Source organism: Bartonella sp. B39 (assembly GCF_053795145.1).
In genome coordinates this window covers 1,335,001-1,353,404 of sequence record NZ_CP200036.1, presented here as the reverse complement: position 1 = coordinate 1,353,404, position 18,404 = coordinate 1,335,001, and the positions used below count along the sequence as shown (strand labels likewise).

The following is an 18,404-nucleotide window of genomic DNA, read 5'->3' as shown; positions in this document are numbered from 1 at the left end:
ACAGGAACAAATACGGCAGCATAAGGTGCTTTTTTGCTTCATGCTGCCATTTTTGTTTAGTTTGCTGACTTAGGCTTTATCAAATTACGAGAAATGAGTAATTCAGCAATTTGAACTGCATTCAATGCTGCTCCTTTTCTTAAATTGTCAGCAACAATCCAGAAAGCTAATCCATTTTCAACGGTGATATCTTCACGAACACGGCTGATAAAGATATCATCTTCTCCAGCACATTCATAAGGCGTTATATAGCCGCCATCTTCATGTTTATCAATAAGTTGGCAACCGGGTGCATCACGTAGAAGGGTTTGTGCTCCATGGGCGCTTAGTGGTTTTTCAAATTCAACATGAACGGCTTCGGCATGACCGATAAAGACAGGAACCCGAACAGCAGTGGCTGTTAATTTGATCTTAGGATCAAGAATTTTCTTGGTTTCAACCACCATTTTCCATTCTTCTTTTGTATAGCCATCTTCCATGAAAACATCGATATGGGGAATGACATTAAAGGCAATACGTTTGGTGAATTTTTTTGATGCGATTGGGTCTGCAACAAAAACCGCTCGTGATTGTTCAAAGAGTTCATCCATTCCTTCTTTGCCAGCTCCGGAAACCGATTGATAAGTGGATACAACGACGCGTTTAATGATTGCAGCATCATGGAGAGGTCTTAAAGCTAATACAAGTTGAATTGTTGAACAGTTGGGGTTGGCTATAATATTACGCTTGGAAAATCCACCAATGGCTTCTGCATTTACTTCTGGGACAATCAATGGGATATTGGTATCGTAACGCCAAGTGGACGAGTTGTCGATCACAACACAGCCGGCAGCAGCGATTTTAGGGGCATATTCTTTAGAAATGCTTCCCCCCGCAGACATAAGGCAAAGATCCGTGTCAGAAAAATCATAAATATCAAGTGCTTTTACTTTTAAAGTTTTGTCACCATAAGAAACGGTTTGCCCTAATGAGCGCCGTGATGCCAAAGGTACCACTTCGTGAGTTGGAAAACCACGTTCTTCTAGAGTTGTGAGCATCTCACGACCAACATTTCCGGTTGCGCCGACAACTGCAACTTTAAAACTCATTTTTCCATACTCCTGTCCTTCTCCATTTTTCTTCCCTAGGCGAACCCTATGAGAGAGCGAGTTGTCCAGGAATATTAAATCATATTGTTGGTTTCAGAGGTTTTATTTTCATGTACACCAACTCTGATCGACGACAGAACGATTCTGGTCATTTTTGAATATACCATCCTCTTGGTGTTTAAGAACCAAAACAGCTTGATCATTTTATGCTAAGCTGTATGAATATCTCCTTGACAGTGCTCTAATCTAGTGAAGTGCTTATCTTCTGTCAATTGTTTCCTTGAGAAGTTTGAGATTTACTACGGTTGTATCACGCATTGCTTTACGTTTGTGAAATTTTTATCATATTTTCACGATAAATACTTTTTATATTGAGGTTCATTGAAAATGGTCGCTATGCTTTTTAAAGTGTCGTTTTTGCTTTGTGGTTTTCTCATTCTTACTTAAATAAACTCTTTCCATTAAAGGTTACTAAGGGCATTCATTTAAGAAATACTCACCAAAATTATAAAATAATGTGGTGTTTTCACACTACTTATAAATCAATTGTAAGATTGTCTTTTGTTTTTCAGGCTTCAGCACTCTGAAACCTTGCAAAAGCAGATATTCGATTTTACTCGGTATTCTATCATCATGATGGTATGAGGCATTTTCTTTTGTTGAGATATCAGTATGAAAGAAGGAAAGTGGCACATCCAATGTATCGGCTATTTTCTGTAAGCGTTCCGCTTCTGTATGATTCAACCATTTTTCGTATTTTTGGATTTGTTGGAAAGTCACACCTAAGTGGCTGCCTAATTGTTTTAAGGCATTTCCATTATTGTTCTTTGAAAGTGAATTTTCTTGCCAACAAAAATGTCGTTAAAATGTGGATTTTTAGCTTTCATTTTCAGGATTTCCCTTCTGGGTGCGAGCGCCATCGCATTGGTATTCCGGGTTCTGGAAGTACTGAATTCAAACAGTTTTTTGCTTTTAGTACCTATAGCACTTGGACGTAACAAAAATCCCCAGAATTCTTGGACATCCGCAAAGCAGGATCATTTTTCGCGTTTGAGTTTCTAGACCCTATTGATTGCTGCGTATACAACCAAAGCCACAAGCTTACTCGTAGGGCACTTTCCTTAAATCGTCAATCATAATTTAAGACAAGTTTGTTTGTTGTTCAATTTCTCCAATTGAAGCACAACAATTGCAATGTGTTTCCTTGTTTTGATGGGACATTATGAGAGTTTTACCTTCTCTTTTCTATAAGGTAATGGGCTCGTATCTTCACATTGAGAAGTAAAAAAATTTTTATTTGCTTCTTATAAAACGGGGTGATGTACGAATAAAGGACGTCCGAGATTAAGGAGTCAATATTCTCTTATGAACCATTTTGGAGCAGTATAGCATCGGGTGTTGGTAAAGAGAATGATGGTGTTGCCGTGTTACCAAATTACTTTTCTAGAACGAGCCAATATTGAAAAAACTGAGTCAAAAAAGAGTTCATCTTGATGAAGCAGTGTTTAATAATAGGTTGCTATAAAAAATAAATGAAGATTGTTTATTTTCTATATGTTGCTTTTTCACTATCCTGCAAAGGTCGTGCTTCTGAGGTAAGCATAATGGGAATACCGTCACGAATGGGATAGGCGAGATTTGCTTTGAATGAAATTAATTCTTGTGTTTCTCGATTCAAAGAGAGTGTACCCCCTGTGATTGGGCAGACCAGTAATTCGAGCATTTTAGGGTCAGTGGTTATTTTTTTCATGTTTTAGCATTCATTAGTTTAAATGGTAACATTCCCCTGTTTGTTTCATAAGGGAGCGTTCAGTCAAAGCGAGAAGAGTTTGAGCGCGGATTCCAATATCTGGAGCTTCGAGTAGAGCTTGTTTTTCTGCCGGTGTAAAGGGGATAAGAGCTGAAAAAGCATTAACCAATAGAGGTGTTGGTGCTTGTATGATACTGTTCCAATTATATTCTATTTCATGTATGGTGAGATATTTCTCAACAATGTTGAGGAGGTTTTCTCGATTGATATTTTCTACAACGTCTGATTCTTTTAAGTCTTTTATGTTTGATCGGATGAGAGCGGTTCGATAGGGTTTTGTGTTTACTAATTCTTGTTCTAAGGTGAAGCGGCAAACGCCTTGTAATATAATAAAAAGATGCCCGTTTCCCATTTCATTGTAGTTGGTAATACGCCCTATACAACCTATTTTGTAAAGTGGTATGGAGAGGCGGTCTGTGTCCGATGAAAGCGGTTGAATGATTCCTAATAAACGGTCAGATACCATAGCAGTTTCAACCATTTCGAGCGTTTCTGGTTCAAAAATGTTGAGCGATAAAAAACCACCTGGCAGTAAAAGCGCACCTTCTAAGGGAAAAAGAGCAATTTGTTTTGGTAGATCATTTTCGCAGTTGTAATGGACATTGCCCGCTTTCATGAGTATCCTTTAACCTTTATTTGTTGAAGTTTGGTATGTAAATAGCTGCAATTTATGACACTATTGAGAGACAAAAAACCTAGAAAGAAGAAAATCAACCCCTTGTGCGTTAAAATTATTATAAAATATTTTAAATCTTTACTCTTAAAAGATGTGAAACTCCGTGGTGAGGGTTGAATTGCGTAAGGGATGGTATTGCTTTGTAATCCTTTTGAGTGCGTGACATTTTGCAATTTTTCAAGTTATGTCTTTATTTACGGCCTCTGCAATTTTTCTCCTTAATTTCCTGAAGAATGGCCATCTATGATTTTCATAATACTCAAAAGACTGCCACTATTATAAGCCTTTGAAAACATCCTATGCAAGTCTAAAATTAGGGCATTCCAGTCATTTTGCTGATGACAGTGTGAAAAAGATAGTTTATAGGTGATGTATGTCGGAAAGAGCGTTATTGCTTCTTTCATTCTTTTGCGGGAGAGTGCAGACTGCAAACTTTCGCACCTGCCGCCGAAGGGGAAAAAAGCCCATAATCTCTCAGGCTCTGAGGACCGTAAAAGGAGAAAGGCAGATCTGGAAAGTCGGAATGATCCGCGCCGAAGGTGTAAGCGAAAGCTCTTTTCGCGAGTCTCTCAGGTTTGTGACAGAGGGGTGCATAGATGGCCACATCGTGTGGTTTTTGGCGCGACTTTGGAGATATTATGGGCACACTACAAGAATTCGAAACATCTTCTTTAAAAATACTTCCCTTACATGAATTACATGAGAAAGCTGGAGCAAAATTTGGTGCTTTTGCCGGTTGGCAGATGCCTTTGACTTATCCACTTGGAGTGATGAAAGAGCATCTTCATACGCGTGCTCACGCCGGCCTTTTTGATATTTCTCATATGAAATTGATTGCTGTTGAAGGACCACAGGCCATTGAATTTTTATCTTATGCTCTCCCTATTGATGCGGCATTGTTAAAGATTGGCCAATCACGCTATAATTATTTGCTTAATGAGAAGGCAGGCATTCTTGATGACCTTATTGTTACTCGTTTGGCAGAATGCCGTTTTATGCTGGTTGCGAATGCTGGCAATGCACAAGCTGATCTTGCTGAATTTGAGAGGCGTGCTGTTGGTTTTAAATGTCAAGTCATTGCTCTTGAAAGGGTATTACTTGCTCTCCAAGGACCAGAAGCGGCAGCTGTTATTGTTGATGCTGGCTTGCCTGGTAATGAACTGTTGTTTATGCAAGGATTTGAGCCACAACAAGATTGGTTTATAACGCGTTCTGGTTATACGGGAGAAGATGGTTTTGAAATTGCTCTTCCCATAGGACACGCGCATGCATTGGCTGAAAAATTGTTGAGTGATCCTCGTGTGGAGTGGGTTGGTCTTGCCGCACGCGATAGTCTTCGATTGGAAGCAGGGTTGTGCTTACATGGCAATGATATTACGCCTGATACTACGCCCATTGAAGCAGCATTGACATGGGCTGTTCCCAAAAGTGTTCGAGAAAAAGCGCAGTTTTATGGGGCGGAGGCTTTTCTTGAAGCTGTTCAGAAAGGGCCTTCTCATTGTCGTGTTGGTTTAAAACCACAAACCCGCCAACCCATTCGTGCAGGGGCGGTGCTTCTCGATGATAAGGGTAATCAGATTGGGGAGGTAACATCAGGTGGTTTTGGTCCTTCTTTTGATGGTCCTATAGCGATGGGATATGTCCCTGTTGGTTGGAAAATGGAAGGAACGGAAGTTTTTACGGAGTTGCGTGGTAAAAAGATTGCACTGTCTGTCCATTCACTTCCTTTTGTTAAACAACGTTATTTTAAAGGATAATTTTTATGTCTAAAACTTATTTTACACATGATCATGAATGGCTCAGTGTTGAAGGAGAAGTGGTTACTGTTGGGATTACAAACTACGCTCAAGAGCAGTTAGGTGATTTGGTTTTTGTCGATTTGCCGCAAAGTGGAACACAACTTTCTAAAGGAGATGCTGCTGCTGTTGTGGAATCGGTGAAAGCGGCTTCAGATGTTTATGCACCTCTTGATGGTGAAGTGGTTGAAATTAATGAAGCTTTGGCAAATAGTCCTGAACTGGTAAACCAGAAAGCCGAAAAAGAAGGTTGGCTCTGGAAAATGACATTGCAGGATGCAACGCAACTTGAAGGGTTGCTGGATGAGACTGCTTATAAAGTACTGATTGGATGAGTGCTATGTTGGAGCGTCATTTTTTTTCTCGCCATATTGGACTTCGTCCCGATGAAACACAAAAAATGCTTGATGTTTTAGAACTCGATTCCCTTGATACACTCGTTTCTCAAGCTGTTCCGAACTCTATCTATTTGGGGCGTTCACTTAATCTGCCAAAGGCTGCCAGCGAAGGGCAAGCCTTGGAAGAACTCTCCAAGATGATGGGGCGTAACCATGTGCACAAAAGTTTTATTGGGCAGGGGTATCATGGAACAGATATACCTCCTGTTATTTTGCGCAATCTTTTTGAAAATCCAGCTTGGTATACTGCTTATACACCCTATCAGGCAGAAATTAGCCAAGGTCGTTTAGAGCTTTTGTTTTATTTTCAGACCTTGGTTAGTGAACTAACGGGTTTGCCCGTTGCAGCTGCTTCACTTCTTGATGAAGCAACAGCTCTTGCTGAAGCCAATGCGGTGGCTGTGCGCTTTTTCCGTGAGAAAAAGACAAAGATTTCTGTTCAGAGTCTTTTGCATCCTCAGATTTTAAGTGTTGCAAAAACGCGTGCTGAAACACAAGGGATTCAGATTAGCCAAAATAGCGAAATTGCTTCTGATACAGCTGCGATTGTTTTATCTTGGCCAGATACAAAAGGCTCTTTTAATGATTACAGTGAAGTTATTCAGGAGGCAAAAACAAAAGGAGCGCTGGTGATTGTTGTTGCAGATCCTTTGGCACTTACTCTTATGGAACCACCAGCGCAATGGGGGGCTGATATTGTTGTTGGCTCTATGCAGCGTTATGGGGTCCCAATGGGGTTTGGTGGTCCTCATGCTGGTTATCTTGCGGTAAGCGAGGCTTTAACGCGTCTCATTCCAGGGCGTATTGTTGGTCAATCCTTTGATACGAAAGGGCGCGTTGGTTTTCGCTTAGCTTTACAAACGCGTGAACAACATATTCGGCGCGATAAAGCGACATCAAACATTTGCACAGCACAGGCTTTGTTAGCAAATATGGCAACAGCTTATGCTGTTTGGCATGGGCCGCAAGGTTTGCAGGAAATTGCTCAGCGAATTCACCATTTAACATGCCGTTTTGTTGCTGGTTTAGAAGCAGCGGGGGTTCATGTTGAAGGGGGAAACTTTTTTGATTGTGTGAGTATTGCTGTTAAAGGAAGTGCCAAAGAGATTGCTAACCAAGCAAAAATGGGTGGGCGTCTTGTTCGTATTCTTGATGATGACACGATTGCAATCAATTTTGATGAATTGTCAACGGAAGAAGATGCTTGTGCTTTAGCACAGATTTTTGGTGCACGATTAGTTGATCAAGTTTCTTCACGGCTTTTTGGTAAAAGGCGTGATGCTGCGTTCCTTTCACAGCCCTTTTTTCATGCAGTTCATTCAGAGACAGACATGATGCGCTTTTTGCGTCGTTTATCGGATAAGGATTTGGCATTAGATCGGGCAATGATCCCTCTTGGTTCTTGTACGATGAAACTGAATGCGGCAGCTGAGTTGATGCCCGTGAGTTGGTCTACGGTAGCAAATATACACCCCTTTGTTCCGAAAGAGAATGCTGTAGGTTATCAACAAATGATTAATCAGTTAAATGCGTGGTTGTGTGAAATTACAGGATTTGCGCAAGTTTCTTTCCAGCCAAACTCTGGTGCTCAAGGAGAATATGCGGGGCTTTTGGCGATCCGTCGCTATCACCAATCACGTGGTCAGCATCAACGCAACATTTGTCTTATTCCCGCATCGGCACATGGTACCAATCCAGCTTCAGCTCATATGGCAGGTATGGAAGTTGTTGTGGTGAAATGCTTGAGCGATGGCAATGTTGATATTGATGATCTCAAAGTGAAAGCGCAATTGCATAAAAACAAATTAGCCGCTCTCATGGTCACCTATCCTTCAACCCATGGTGTTTATGAGGAAAGCATCAAGGACATTTGCTCTATTATCCATGAAAATGGCGGACAAGTTTATTTTGATGGTGCTAATCTGAATGCACTTGTTGGGCTTGCCCGTCCGGCGGATATTGGGGCGGATGTTTGTCATATGAACCTTCATAAAACATTTGCCATTCCCCATGGTGGTGGTGGTCCTGGTGCTGGTCCGATTGGGGTGGCAGAGCATTTAAAGCCATTTTTGCCAGGTCATGAACAAGATGGGACAACATATGCAGTTTCAGCTGCACCTTATGGAAGTGCCTCTATTCTTGTTATTACGTGGATGTATATTCGGATGATGGGGGCTGATGGTTTAAAATATGCAACACAAATAGCAATCTTGAATGCTAATTATATTGCTGCGCGTCTTTCAAAGGCTTATTCCATTCTTTATCGGGGCAAGCATGGGTGTGTTGCACATGAATGTATTGTCGATACTCGCGTGCTGAAAGAGCAATATGGGGTGAGTGTTGATGATATTGCAAAACGTTTGATCGATTACGGTTTTCATGCGCCGACGATGTCTTTTCCTGTTCCTGGGACTTTGATGATTGAGCCAACAGAATCAGAGCCAAAAGCTGAGATTGATCGTTTCTGTGATGCTTTGCTCTTAATTGCTGAAGAAGCTAAAAAAGTTGGTGAGGGTGTTTGGCCAAAAGATGATAATCCATTGGTTAATGCACCGCATACATTGGTCGATACGGTAGACGATGCTTGGGCACGACCTTATTCGCGACAAGAGGCTGCTTTTCCCAATTCTTCTCTTGATCCAGCGAATAAATATTGGCCTCCTGTTTCCCGTATTGATAATGTTGCGGGAGATAAAATGCTCATTTGTTCTTGTCCGCCATTGGGAAATACGTATTAAATTATTTATCATATAACGGAAAAAGCCCGTACATTCCTATGCGGGCTTTTATTATTATTAGCTGGTATTCGTTTCTTACGAGGTTGTCTTTGTGATATTAGCTATGCCCTTAAAACAAAAGGATAATATTTGCGCTCTTTATTTTTCTCATGCCATTGCTTTTAAGCAGGAACTTTGATGAATAGAATGTTGGGGCATGGAGCACAGTAGGCGTATATTTGTCTGTCGTGGGGTCTTGTGTAAAAGGGCGCATAATACCATTTTCTACAGTGAAGATTTTAATCACTTTCCTTAAAGAGTTCTAAATGTAAATGCGTCTATAGCGGGAACCTAGAGAAGTCAGAATTTCGTTAGGGATGGTGTTGGCATCTATGGACACCTTTTCAAGTGTTTGGTGGGGTCCTATGAGTTCTACCCAATCACCTCGTTGCGGTTTTTTATCAAGATCGGTAGCGTCTACGACAGTGGAATCCATAGAAATGCGTCCAACGACAGGGAGTTTTTTTCCATTGAAATAAACCGCACCTTTATTTGAAAGAATGCGTGGCAAGCCATCAGCATAGCCGATAGAAATAGTTATAAGCGTGCTTGGTCTAGAGGTAGTGAAGGTTCCTCCATAACCAACAGGGAGTCCTGCTTCAATAAAGCGGCTTTGAATGACTTGGGCTTCAAGTTTCAAAACAGGTTTAAGAGGTGTTGGGTATTTCCCCCGCGGATCGATTCCGTAAAGTGCAATGCCTGGACGAACAAGGTCAAAATAAAAATCATTCCCAAGAAAAATACCTCCAGAATTAGCCAAGGAAACTTTGCAAGCAGGCAATTGTGCAAGGATGGTTTTTAAGGTAATCAATTGTGTATAATTGGATGAATGTGTTTTGTCTTCTCCATTTGCGAGGTGACTGAGAATATATTTTACTTCTGCTGCCTCAAAAATTGTGGGTTGTTTGATAAGTTTTTGAATTTCTTTTTTATCAAGTCCTAAACGGTTCATATTGGTATCAATTTGAACAATTGCGGGAAATCTTTTATTCTTTTTTTGACAGAGTTTTTGCCAGTCTTCGAGTGCATTCCAAGAGTTCAGAATAGGAATAATACCGGATTGTGCTACAAATTCTTCCGCCGTGTGTGGAAGTCCGTTAAAAAGGGCAATCGTGATATTTGATGGTAAAATATTTTTTAATTGGAGTGCTTCTTCGATTTTGGCTACAAAAAAAGTGCGGCAACCAGCTTGATAAAGCGCAGGAGCAATTTTGTTAACACCCAACCCATAGGCATTTGCTTTTACAACCGCGGAACATTCGATTGGAGCAACGCGTTTGGCTAAAGTTGTATAATTTGCAACAATAGCACTCACATTAATAGTTGCTACAGCTGTAAAAGGAAATGATGTATTTGCTTCATCATTAACGAATTTGTACATTTTAAAATCCTATCTCGAGTCAATGAGACAAAAAGTTCCCCTTATTATTTCATATAGATTTTTATGATATATGGAAAGGGTGCGCATACTATTTGCTATTGTTAAAATCATGAGCAATTCATATTGGAGTATGTGCTGTGAAAGCAATCTTTTGATATAAAATGCTTTCTTCTAGATACAATATGCAGAGTTGTGTTCCGGTGGTTTGTGGTTAGGTGTATGTTGATAAAGGCTCCTCACTCTTAAAGAAGTTGTTGAGAAAGCTCGATTTAGTGTTCATAATGAAGATTTTTCATTTTTTTGAGGATATCATTTGTAGGCGCTTTTAAGTTGAGAATTTTATGTGATGAGGATGATGTACATTATTGATTATGAGTTGCAAGTGAGGATGTTGTTGCGTGTGTTTCATTCTTAACTGCTTTCGTGCTTATTTTTTAGTTTTGAAACAAAAAATGTTAATTGCGTGATTTTTGTTTTAAGAGAAATATTGGCAGACAGGTGTATGGGCATTATATCATTTTCAAAATATGAGATTTAAGGTTCAATAAGAAGATAAGGAAGAGTTTATGGATATGTTTGCTCGTAATTTTCAGTCAAACATCAACGGCGGTTCATCAAACTTTCCGATTCCTGAAAATGTGTTCGCGCTCACTGTTCAAGAAGTTTATCACTATACAGACCGTTTGTTTAAATTTCGTCTGAATCGTCCAGAAAGTTTTCGTTTTCGTTCAGGTGAATTTGTTATGATTGGTTTGCCAAATGCAGAAAAACCAATTTATCGTGCGTATTCGATTGCAAGCCCATTTTGGGATGAACAGCTTGAGTTTTTTTCAATCAAAGTTCCAGGAGGACCATTAACCGAACATCTTCAAAAAATCAAAATTGGTGACACAGTTTTAATGCGTAAGAAGTCTACAGGAACATTGGTTCTTGATGCTCTTATTCCAGGAAAGCGTCTTTACCTTCTTTCAACAGGGACGGGGATTGCTCCCTTTGCAAGTCTTATCCGTGATCCTGAAACTTATGAAAAATTTTCAGAAGTGGTTCTTATTCAAACAACCCGTGAGCGGGATGAGCTTACTTATGCAAAAAATCTTGTTGTCTCTTTACAACAAGATCCGCTGATTAGTGTATATGCACAGCAGTTGAAATTTTATCCTATGACAACTCGTGAATCTTCCGAGCATATGGGACGCATCACAACAGTTATGGAGAGTGGGGCTTTTTTTGAAATGACGGGTTTGCCAAAAATTTCTCCTGATGAAGATCGGGTGATGATTTGTGGTTCCATGGCAATGTTAAAGGATTGCGCGAGAATGTGTGAATCCTTTGGTCTTGTCGAGGGGGCAAATAATGCACCTGCTACTTATGTTGTGGAGCGTGCTTTTGTAGGGTGAAAAGACAGTTGTGCTGCAGTATGTGCTAATGCACTAATCGATCCCAATTACATGTCGTGATAAGCTTTCTAGGAGCTGTCCAAGAACCACCAATACAGAAGACATTAGAAAGCTGGAGCCATTGAGGAGCATTTTTTTGTGTAATGCCGCCTGTTGGGCAAAAATTAATCTCAGAGAAGGGAGAGGATAAAGCTTGTACAAAGGCAATACCACCAGCTGCTTCAGCAGGGAAAAATTTAAGATATGAATAGCCGTTGTCTAATGCTTTTATTAATTTATTTGGTGTAACGGTACCGGGGAGAAAGGGGATTTCGCTGTTTTTTGCACAATCAATAAATTCGTTTGATAATCCAGGGCTTACGACAAATTTTGCTCCTGCGCGTTCAGCTTGTTCGTAATGCGCACTGTTGAGAATTGTTCCTTCTCCGACAGTTAATTCAGGAAGTTCTTGTGTAATTATTTTAATTGCATCAAGCGCATTTTTTGTTCGCAATGTAACTTCAATTGTTTTCAATCCGCCTTTGACAAGAGCGCGTGCTAGGGATATTGCACTTTGCAGACCGTCAATGAGTAAAACAGGTATGACGGTTTGTTCTTGGAGAAGTGATAAAGGGTGATCTATTTTTTGGCACGTAGTATTCTTTCTCTATGGAGATGGAATGGTCAGTATAGTTTGATTAAGCACAATATGTTAAAGAGTAGATGAATAGATCTTGAAATTGAATGAAACGCACGTTATGGCAAGATTATGGAAAAGAATTTTAGAGTTGCTGCTATTTATTGCTTTGCGGGTTTGAAGCATTATCGTCAATTACAAAAGCCTTTGCTGGATTTATGTCAAGCACAGGGCATCAAAGGTACCCTTCTTTTAGCACAAGAAGGAATTAATGGAACTGTTGCTGGTTCTTGTGATGCAATTGAGGCGCTGATCAGTTTTATTACAAATGAACCAGCGTTTCAAACGCCGGAAATTAAATATTCATGGGCATCAAAAATGCCTTTTCATCGCATGAAAGTGCGGTTGAAAAAAGAGATTGTGACAATGGGGGTTGAAGGTGTTGATCCGTTAAAAGTTGTTGGTACTTATGTAGATCCTAAAGATTGGAATGCCCTTATTCAAGATGAAGAGACAATTTTAATTGATACGCGTAACGATTATGAATATGCGATTGGGAGCTTTCAAGGAGCGATTGATCCGCGCATTAAAACATTTCGTGAATTTCCAGCATGGGTTCTCAAGAATGAAGCTGATTTAAAAAAGAAAAAGAAAATTGCTATGTTTTGTACAGGTGGTATTCGATGTGAAAAATCAACAGCTTATGTTCGTGAACTTGGTTATAAGCAGGTTTACCATTTAAAAGGTGGGATTCTGAAATATTTGGAAACGGTTCCAAAAGAAGAAAGTTTGTGGTGGGGAGAATGCTTTGTTTTTGATGAGCGTGTTTCTGTTAAACATGGTCTTGAAGAATGTGGGCGCGAATTATGTCGCGCATGTCGTTCTCCTCTTAATGCTGAAAGCAAATTATCACCTCATTATGAGGAAGGTGTTTCGTGTGATGCTTGTTACAGTGTGCGGAGTGAAGCTGATAGGAAGCGTTTTCGCGAACGTCATAGGCAATTTCAGTTATTAAAATTGCGTGCAATTGATTCTCATCAAGAGTCATAAGGATATTGTATTTTAGAGCTTAAAGCTTTGGCTTTTTTCTCTTGTTAAGAGAGAAAAGTGTTCAGTGTCAGTGGAAAAGTACTTTATCAGGTGGGGCGTTGTCTGGTTTTTTGTTTGCTGTGTAAATTTAAGCTGTTAACTTATAAATATACATTATCGTTGCGCATCTTGAATCAGATATCTTTAATCTTGTAGTGTTTTTTTATTTCAAACATTCTTAATTCCGAAACAGTAAAAACGGTGTAATGGTAGCTCAATGGAGGAGGGAAGCATAGAGGGGCGTGTGAATTGAAAATAAGTTTTAGAATGGATGAGATATGCGGTTAGTTAGTGAGCCATTTAAATGCAAGAGCAAGTGCAGTAGTGGGCTAGATAAATATAATGATAGTACGGGCTTATGATTTCATAAACATAAATATGATGGTTGTACCTAATGAATATTGGGTTATAGCTTCCATGGATTATGTTGGGGGATAGGATTAGGAAGCCAAGCAAAGAGATTTTCTTTAAAGCAAGGTTGTGAATGAACAGCAGGATGAAGTAGGGTTTTCGTGGAGATTAGATTGTATTAGGAGGTAAGGTGATTTATCTTCTCCAGAAAACTGTTGCTTTATTGCATCATCTTGTCTTTAAAAATTAAAAAATGTTTAAAATAAAAAAAATGATTGAAATGAAGAAGAATTGGTCTTATATGCAGTCTTGCCCAAATTCGCACGTGCCTGTGGGTGTCCGCTGGTTCTCAAATGGTGAGATTAACCGGTACGGTACCTGGAACTAACCGCTCCAGTCATTCTTACGGCCAACCGAAAGAGTGAGGACATCTTGAAGCAACGACGGTGCGGGCCTTTCTGGTGTCTTCCAGCTGTCCAAATGCTGGGATAACTATAGAGGCACACCTCATTGCCTTCAGTGCGGAAGTGGTTTTCTCAACTCCAATCAAAAAGGCAGATAAAGTAGAACAACGCAGTTTCTGCGCTGTTTTTTATTGCATGTAATGTTAGTTTCTTCTTGATTGTTAAAATAATCGGGGTGCTAATGGTGGTTATGTGTGTTTTGTCCTTTGGCTATTGGCGGCTCTATGCTGTCCAAGCATAGAGTAGGGATTTTGTTCCCTTGGGAGAATTGGTATGGCGACGCAACGTATTCGCGATTTTCTTGCAACACATCACTCTGAAGGTCCATTCTTAATTGTTGATCTTGATGTTGTCCGTGAAAATTATTTGAATTTTGAAAAAGCTCTTCCACAGTCTCGTATTTTTTACGCGATAAAAGCAAATCCAGCACCTGAGATTTTGAGTTTGCTTGCTTCTTTAGGCTCATCTTTTGATGCGGCTTCTGTTGCAGAAATTGAAATGGCTTTAAAAGCAGGGGCAACGTGTGATCGTATTTCTTTTGGGAATACTATTAAAAAAGAGCGTGATATTGCGCGCGCATATGCGTTAGGTATTTCGCTTTATGCGGTTGATTGTGTTGAAGAAGTAGAAAAAATTGCACGTGCTGCTCCAGGATGTCGCGTTTTTTGCCGCGTTCTTACCGATGGAAAAGGTGCAGAGTGGCCATTGTCACGCAAATTTGGCTGTGTTCCTGCTATGGCAGTTGATGTGTTACGTCGGGCGCATCAATTAGGCTTGCAAGCGTATGGTGTTTCTTTTCATGTAGGGTCTCAACAGACAGATCTTAGCGCATGGGATCGTGCTTTATCGGATGCGGCTACGGTTTTTGGTCGTTTGGAACAAGAAGGAATCTCGTTGAAATTGGTTAATATGGGGGGTGGTTTTCCAACGCGTTATTTGAAAGATGTTCCTACAGAACAAGCTTATGGTACGGCTGTTTTTGATTCATTGAAAAAATATTTTGGTAATCGTATTCCTGAAACGATTATTGAACCAGGGCGCGGAATGGTTGGCAATGCTGGTGTTATTCGCACAGAAGTTGTTCTTATATCCAAAAAAGCAGACAATGATAATGTCCGATGGGTTTATCTTGATATTGGAAAATTTAATGGTCTTGCCGAAACTATGGATGAAGCGATCCGCTATCCTATCGAAACACCTCATGATGATAAGGCAATGGAGCCTTGTATTTTAGCGGGTCCAACATGCGATTCGGCAGATGTTCTTTATGAAAAAACACCTTATCTATTACCTTTGTCTCTTACGGTGGGGGATGAGGTATTGATTCATGGAACTGGTGCTTACACAGCGACTTATGCATCTGTTGCATTTAATGGTTTTGAGCCTTTGCGATCCTATGTGATTTGAGATTTTCTTTATGATAACAAAGAGATAGTGGGGCGTGTGGCAAAGATGAATATGATTAATTTTCAAACAAAAGATGGTGCGTTTTTTACACTTACATGTGAGCAAAAATCTGACAAGCCGTATCGGGAACATTTACTTGATTTAGTTTTGGGAAAGGGACGTAAGCGTAAGTCATCAGAAGTTTTACGTCGCGGCCGGTTGGCTGCGTGGGGGCTGTCCTTTGTCGTTAAAAATGCACTTGGAGAACTTGTGGCCAGTGTACGTCTTTGGCATGTTCGGTTTAACAAGGGGCAACGTGGCACACAGCATGCTTTGCTTTTAGGACCTTTGGCTGTTTCAGCGGAATATTCCGGTATCGGAATCGGATCGGTTCTTATGCGGCATGCAATTGAAACGGCAAAAAAACTCGGTTATGGCGCTATTTTACTTGTGGGGGATTGTGAGTTTTATCAGCGTTTTGGTTTTTCAAGCAGCTTAACAAAAAATTTGGCAATGCCCGGCCCTTATGAAAAACACCGTTTTCAAGCGTTGGAATTGATACCAGAATATCTTTCCGCATGCCATGGCACTTTGGTTGCTAGTGGAGAACGAGAAGATTTGAGTCGTTTTCAGCATCATAAAGTAGCTTAAGGATTTTATTTTCCAACAGTGGTGGCATTGGGGGAGGTGTTCATTTTTATTCGTAGCAAGGTGTTTTTATGAGATACAAAGTTTTAGGATAGTTTTATTGCGTAGCGCAATTTTTCTTTCATTTGTGTTTTCATATCTTTGATAATTTCAATTGATTTACTAAAAACACCCAGTGTTTTGCATCGTTTTAAGATGATTTTGGCAAAGTCATTTATGTTATCTTTTATCGATATTTTTTACAGAGCTCTTCCAGTTGGTTTATGAGTGAAAAAATCTTTGATTGGAATCTAAGATGCAAGGCGAATAACAGTAGAAATTGTATAAAAATACGTTTTGAAATAACGGCATATTTTATAAATTATTGCGCATAGAGAGACAGGATTCTTTTGTGATTATGGATGCATCTATAACTAAAGTATCTAGGCGAGTTTGTACTTCTGGATTTTGTGAATCGAAATTGATTATCTATCAATAAAGTATGATACACTTAAGCATGTCCTTTGCTAAAAAATCTTTTCGTGCATTCAATGCATTAAAATGAGGGTAAATACTAGATTTTAATGGCTTGAACAACTGTGGATGCGCGTACTGACAATACGAGGTGCTGCTTTTGTGCTTAATAGTTTTGAATCCAGCCATGATAGGAAAAAAGTATAAGCATTGAGCAAAGTACACTGATCAATCTTATCGTTATGTTTAGAAAGATAAACACTTTGAGAATTCCTTCTTTGTACAATTTGAGGTTGTGTTGAAATAACAATAAGTAGTGGTGGAGAAGTTCTTGGTAGTGGGGTAGAATTGTCAATATCGGTTTCTTTGGAGCTAATAAAACAATAATTTACGTGTTTAAGAAAAGTTTTTCTGTGAAAACAAAAATGCCATCACAATATCCTTTATGATGAAGGTGCAAACGTTGTTCCAATGATTTTTTCTTGTCATGAGACCAGGAGTCAAAAAAATCCTAATAGAAATGGCTGCTTTATCTATACGGTGTAAGAATTTTAAAGCGCTTTAGATAAGGTAAGAGCTTTGTTTACTATAATCTAAAACTGTACAACTATTCATTGATAGGAGGGTAATTCTTAAAAGTACGCAACTATCTAAAATTTAAAAAATTTTGGTCAGGAAGAACCGTTCAAAATCAAATATTGTATCATATAGCATATATTTATAAGAGATAAAGTTATAGGGAATGGGAAGAAGCGATTAATTAAAGATAAAAAATATTTCTCGACTTTCATAAGGTCAAAATCAGTGACCGGGAGGGGTATCAGTGAGCGGTGGTATTTTTTTGAGAAAAACAGTCATGAACGTCAAAATGCTAAAGATAATAGTTATTATGAAGAAAATGTCGCTAAAAGCCATAACTATCGCTTGTATGCGTGCCATATTAAAAAGTTGGAAGAGAGCAAGAGCATGTGAATCAAAAGTTGCAGTTTTGAAGTACATAGTAAGGCTTGAAAGCATTTCAGTTGCTTGGTTGTTTCCTTGTTGGAGAGTTTCAGCTATTCGTTCATAATGTAGATCTGTGCGTTTCGTTATAAGAGTGCTGATAATAGCAAGTCCCACGGCACCACCAAGATTACGTGTGAGATTAAAAAGTCCAGAGGCATTTTGCATTCGTTCTGGAGGGAGTGATCCGAGGGCAATATTATTAACAGGAACCATACATAACATAACAGAAACGCCACGGAAAACTTGAGGCCAAAAGAGCTCCCAAAAATCCCAGTTGTCTGTGATGGAGCTAGCCATCCAGGTTCCTAACGCAAAGCCAAAAAGGCCTATTGCCATCATCAAACGTGCATCAATTCGTGCTGAAAGAAATCCAGCAAGGGGTGCGGTTAATAACATGACAAATCCTGAAAGAAACAATGTTTCTCCGATCATGAGGGCATCATAATGGCGGATTTGACTCAAATAGAAGGGATAAAGGTATGTGAGTCCATAAAGACCTATTCCAAGCACAAAAGAAAAAACTGCAGCGGTTGAAAAATTGAAGTTGGAAAAAGCTGAGAGATCAACAATTGGTTCTTTTGCAGTAAAAGCGCGCCAGAAGAATAAGACTGCAGACAAGATCATGATAATGAATGCGTTTAAAATCAGATTGTCATTTAGCCAATCATGACGTGCCCCTTCTTCTAAAATATATTCTAAAGTTCCTAAAAAAAGAGCCATAGAAATGAGACCTAACCAGTCAAATTTAGTCATTAAAGAGGGATCAGCTTTATCAAAATCAATCAATTTCCAAGCGAGAATTGAGATAATAACCCCACAAGGAACATTGATGAGAAAGAGCCAGTGCCATGATGAGATATGACAGAGGTAGCCTCCTACTGTTGGGCCAATGGTGGGCGCCAACGTTGCCACCAGCCCAACGATAGGGGTAACAATTGGACGTTTGGAAGGAGGAAAAAGTACATAGGAGGCGACAAAAACACTAGGAATAATACCTCCACCAATAAAACCTTGAAGTGCGCGGTACACAATCATCTCTTCAATAGATGTTGCCGTTGCACAAAGAACA

General features: G+C 39.6%; 13 protein-coding genes, 1 pseudogene and 1 riboswitch (1 of these 15 running past the window's edge). Of the genes and pseudogenes, 7 read left to right on the top strand and 7 right to left on the bottom strand.

Translation table 11 applies throughout. The annotated features are described in order from the left end of the window. Window positions 1-56 precede the first annotated feature (56 nt). The 4 genes from V4P57_RS06335 to V4P57_RS06320 form a co-directional block, all read right to left on the bottom strand. A complete protein-coding gene (locus V4P57_RS06335) occupies window positions 57-1,088 on the bottom strand; it encodes an aspartate-semialdehyde dehydrogenase (protein WP_455465732.1) in 1,032 nt (343 codons plus the stop codon). Between the two features lie 531 nt (window positions 1,089-1,619). Then, complete coding sequence (locus V4P57_RS06330; RefSeq protein ID WP_455465731.1) at window positions 1,620-1,868, bottom strand: helix-turn-helix domain-containing protein; 249 nt, start codon at window positions 1,866-1,868, stop codon at window positions 1,620-1,622. Between the two features lie 763 nt (window positions 1,869-2,631). Next, the gene (locus tag V4P57_RS06325) at window positions 2,632-2,838 is read right to left on the bottom strand and encodes a Trm112 family protein (protein ID WP_455465730.1); all 207 of its coding nucleotides are present in this window, start codon (window positions 2,836-2,838) and stop codon (window positions 2,632-2,634) included. 13 nt (window positions 2,839-2,851) lie between these two features. Further along, window positions 2,852-3,514 (bottom strand): LON peptidase substrate-binding domain-containing protein, encoded by a 663-nt coding sequence (locus V4P57_RS06320; protein ID WP_455465729.1) that lies wholly within the window; start codon window positions 3,512-3,514, stop codon window positions 2,852-2,854. A gap of 461 nt (window positions 3,515-3,975) precedes the next feature. Then, a riboswitch (glycine riboswitch) is annotated at window positions 3,976-4,075 on the top strand. Window positions 4,076-4,212: 137 nt separating this feature from the next. On the opposite strand from V4P57_RS06320, the gene gcvT reads away from it, so the two are divergent. Genes gcvT through gcvP form a run of 3 tightly spaced genes read left to right on the top strand, consistent with a single transcriptional unit; the run spans window position 4,213 to window position 8,506 of the window. Continuing rightward, a complete protein-coding gene (gene gcvT, locus V4P57_RS06315) occupies window positions 4,213-5,331 on the top strand; it encodes a glycine cleavage system aminomethyltransferase GcvT (RefSeq protein WP_455466982.1) in 1,119 nt (372 codons plus the stop codon). A gap of 5 nt (window positions 5,332-5,336) precedes the next feature. Further along, entirely contained in the window at window positions 5,337-5,705 is a 369-nt protein-coding gene (gene gcvH / locus V4P57_RS06310; RefSeq protein ID WP_455465728.1) for a glycine cleavage system protein GcvH, read from the top strand. Between the two features lie 5 nt (window positions 5,706-5,710). Beyond that, the gene (gene gcvP / locus V4P57_RS06305; RefSeq protein WP_455466981.1) at window positions 5,711-8,506 is read left to right on the top strand and encodes an aminomethyl-transferring glycine dehydrogenase; all 2,796 of its coding nucleotides are present in this window, start codon (window positions 5,711-5,713) and stop codon (window positions 8,504-8,506) included. Between the two features lie 301 nt (window positions 8,507-8,807). Here gcvP and alr read toward each other — a convergent pair whose 3' ends face one another. Continuing rightward, window positions 8,808-9,926, bottom strand: a complete 1,119-nt coding sequence (alr, locus tag V4P57_RS06300; RefSeq protein WP_455465727.1) for an alanine racemase — start codon at window positions 9,924-9,926, stop codon at window positions 8,808-8,810. Window positions 9,927-10,492: 566 nt separating this feature from the next. On the opposite strand from alr, the gene V4P57_RS06295 reads away from it, so the two are divergent. After that, window positions 10,493-11,323, top strand: coding sequence for a ferredoxin--NADP reductase (locus tag V4P57_RS06295; RefSeq protein WP_455465726.1), 831 nt, complete (start codon window positions 10,493-10,495; stop codon window positions 11,321-11,323). On the opposite strand, the pseudogene eda reads toward V4P57_RS06295, so the two are convergent. Continuing rightward, window positions 11,293-11,945, bottom strand: a pseudogene (eda, locus tag V4P57_RS06290) (bifunctional 4-hydroxy-2-oxoglutarate aldolase/2-dehydro-3-deoxy-phosphogluconate aldolase). The gene V4P57_RS06295 and the pseudogene eda overlap by 31 nt on opposite strands. A 126-nt stretch (window positions 11,946-12,071) precedes the next feature. On the opposite strand from eda, the gene trhO reads away from it, so the two are divergent. From trhO to V4P57_RS06275, 3 genes are all read left to right on the top strand, one after another. Then, window positions 12,072-12,989 carry an oxygen-dependent tRNA uridine(34) hydroxylase TrhO gene (trhO, locus tag V4P57_RS06285; protein ID WP_455465725.1) on the top strand — a complete coding sequence of 306 codons (918 nt, stop codon included), beginning with the start codon at window positions 12,072-12,074 and terminating at the stop codon, window positions 12,987-12,989. A 1,127-nt stretch (window positions 12,990-14,116) separates the two neighbouring features. Further along, window positions 14,117-15,250, top strand: a complete 1,134-nt coding sequence (locus V4P57_RS06280) for a type III PLP-dependent enzyme (RefSeq protein WP_455465724.1) — start codon at window positions 14,117-14,119, stop codon at window positions 15,248-15,250. A 45-nt stretch (window positions 15,251-15,295) separates the two neighbouring features. Next, window positions 15,296-15,880, top strand: a complete 585-nt coding sequence (locus tag V4P57_RS06275; protein WP_455465723.1) for a GNAT family N-acetyltransferase — start codon at window positions 15,296-15,298, stop codon at window positions 15,878-15,880. A 1,251-nt stretch (window positions 15,881-17,131) separates the two neighbouring features. Here V4P57_RS06275 and V4P57_RS06270 read toward each other — a convergent pair. Continuing rightward, window positions 17,132-18,404, bottom strand: the 3' portion of a protein-coding gene (locus V4P57_RS06270) for a DHA2 family efflux MFS transporter permease subunit (protein WP_455465722.1). 299 nt of this gene lie beyond the right edge of the window; the window shows 1,273 of its 1,572 coding nt (coding positions 300-1,572); the start codon falls outside the window, past its right edge; it ends in the stop codon at window positions 17,132-17,134.

Excerpts from the sequence above, each read along its gene's own strand:
- V4P57_RS06335 (WP_455465732.1), bottom strand. The coding sequence starts at position 1,088 with ATGAGTTTTAAAGTTGCAGTTGTCGGCGCAACCGGAAATGTTGGTCGT.
- gcvH (WP_455465728.1), top strand. The coding sequence starts at position 5,337 with ATGTCTAAAACTTATTTTACACATGATCATGAATGGCTCAGTGTTGAA.
- V4P57_RS06275 (WP_455465723.1), top strand. The coding sequence starts at position 15,296 with ATGAATATGATTAATTTTCAAACAAAAGATGGTGCGTTTTTTACACTT.
- gcvT (WP_455466982.1), top strand. The coding sequence starts at position 4,213 with ATGGGCACACTACAAGAATTCGAAACATCTTCTTTAAAAATACTTCCC.
- V4P57_RS06295 (WP_455465726.1), top strand. The coding sequence starts at position 10,493 with ATGGATATGTTTGCTCGTAATTTTCAGTCAAACATCAACGGCGGTTCA.
- gcvP (WP_455466981.1), top strand. The coding sequence starts at position 5,711 with ATGTTGGAGCGTCATTTTTTTTCTCGCCATATTGGACTTCGTCCCGAT.
- trhO (WP_455465725.1), top strand. The coding sequence starts at position 12,072 with ATGGAAAAGAATTTTAGAGTTGCTGCTATTTATTGCTTTGCGGGTTTG.
- V4P57_RS06280 (WP_455465724.1), top strand. The coding sequence starts at position 14,117 with ATGGCGACGCAACGTATTCGCGATTTTCTTGCAACACATCACTCTGAA.
- V4P57_RS06320 (WP_455465729.1), bottom strand. The coding sequence starts at position 3,514 with ATGAAAGCGGGCAATGTCCATTACAACTGCGAAAATGATCTACCAAAA.
- V4P57_RS06325 (WP_455465730.1), bottom strand. The coding sequence starts at position 2,838 with ATGAAAAAAATAACCACTGACCCTAAAATGCTCGAATTACTGGTCTGC.
- alr (WP_455465727.1), bottom strand. The coding sequence starts at position 9,926 with ATGTACAAATTCGTTAATGATGAAGCAAATACATCATTTCCTTTTACA.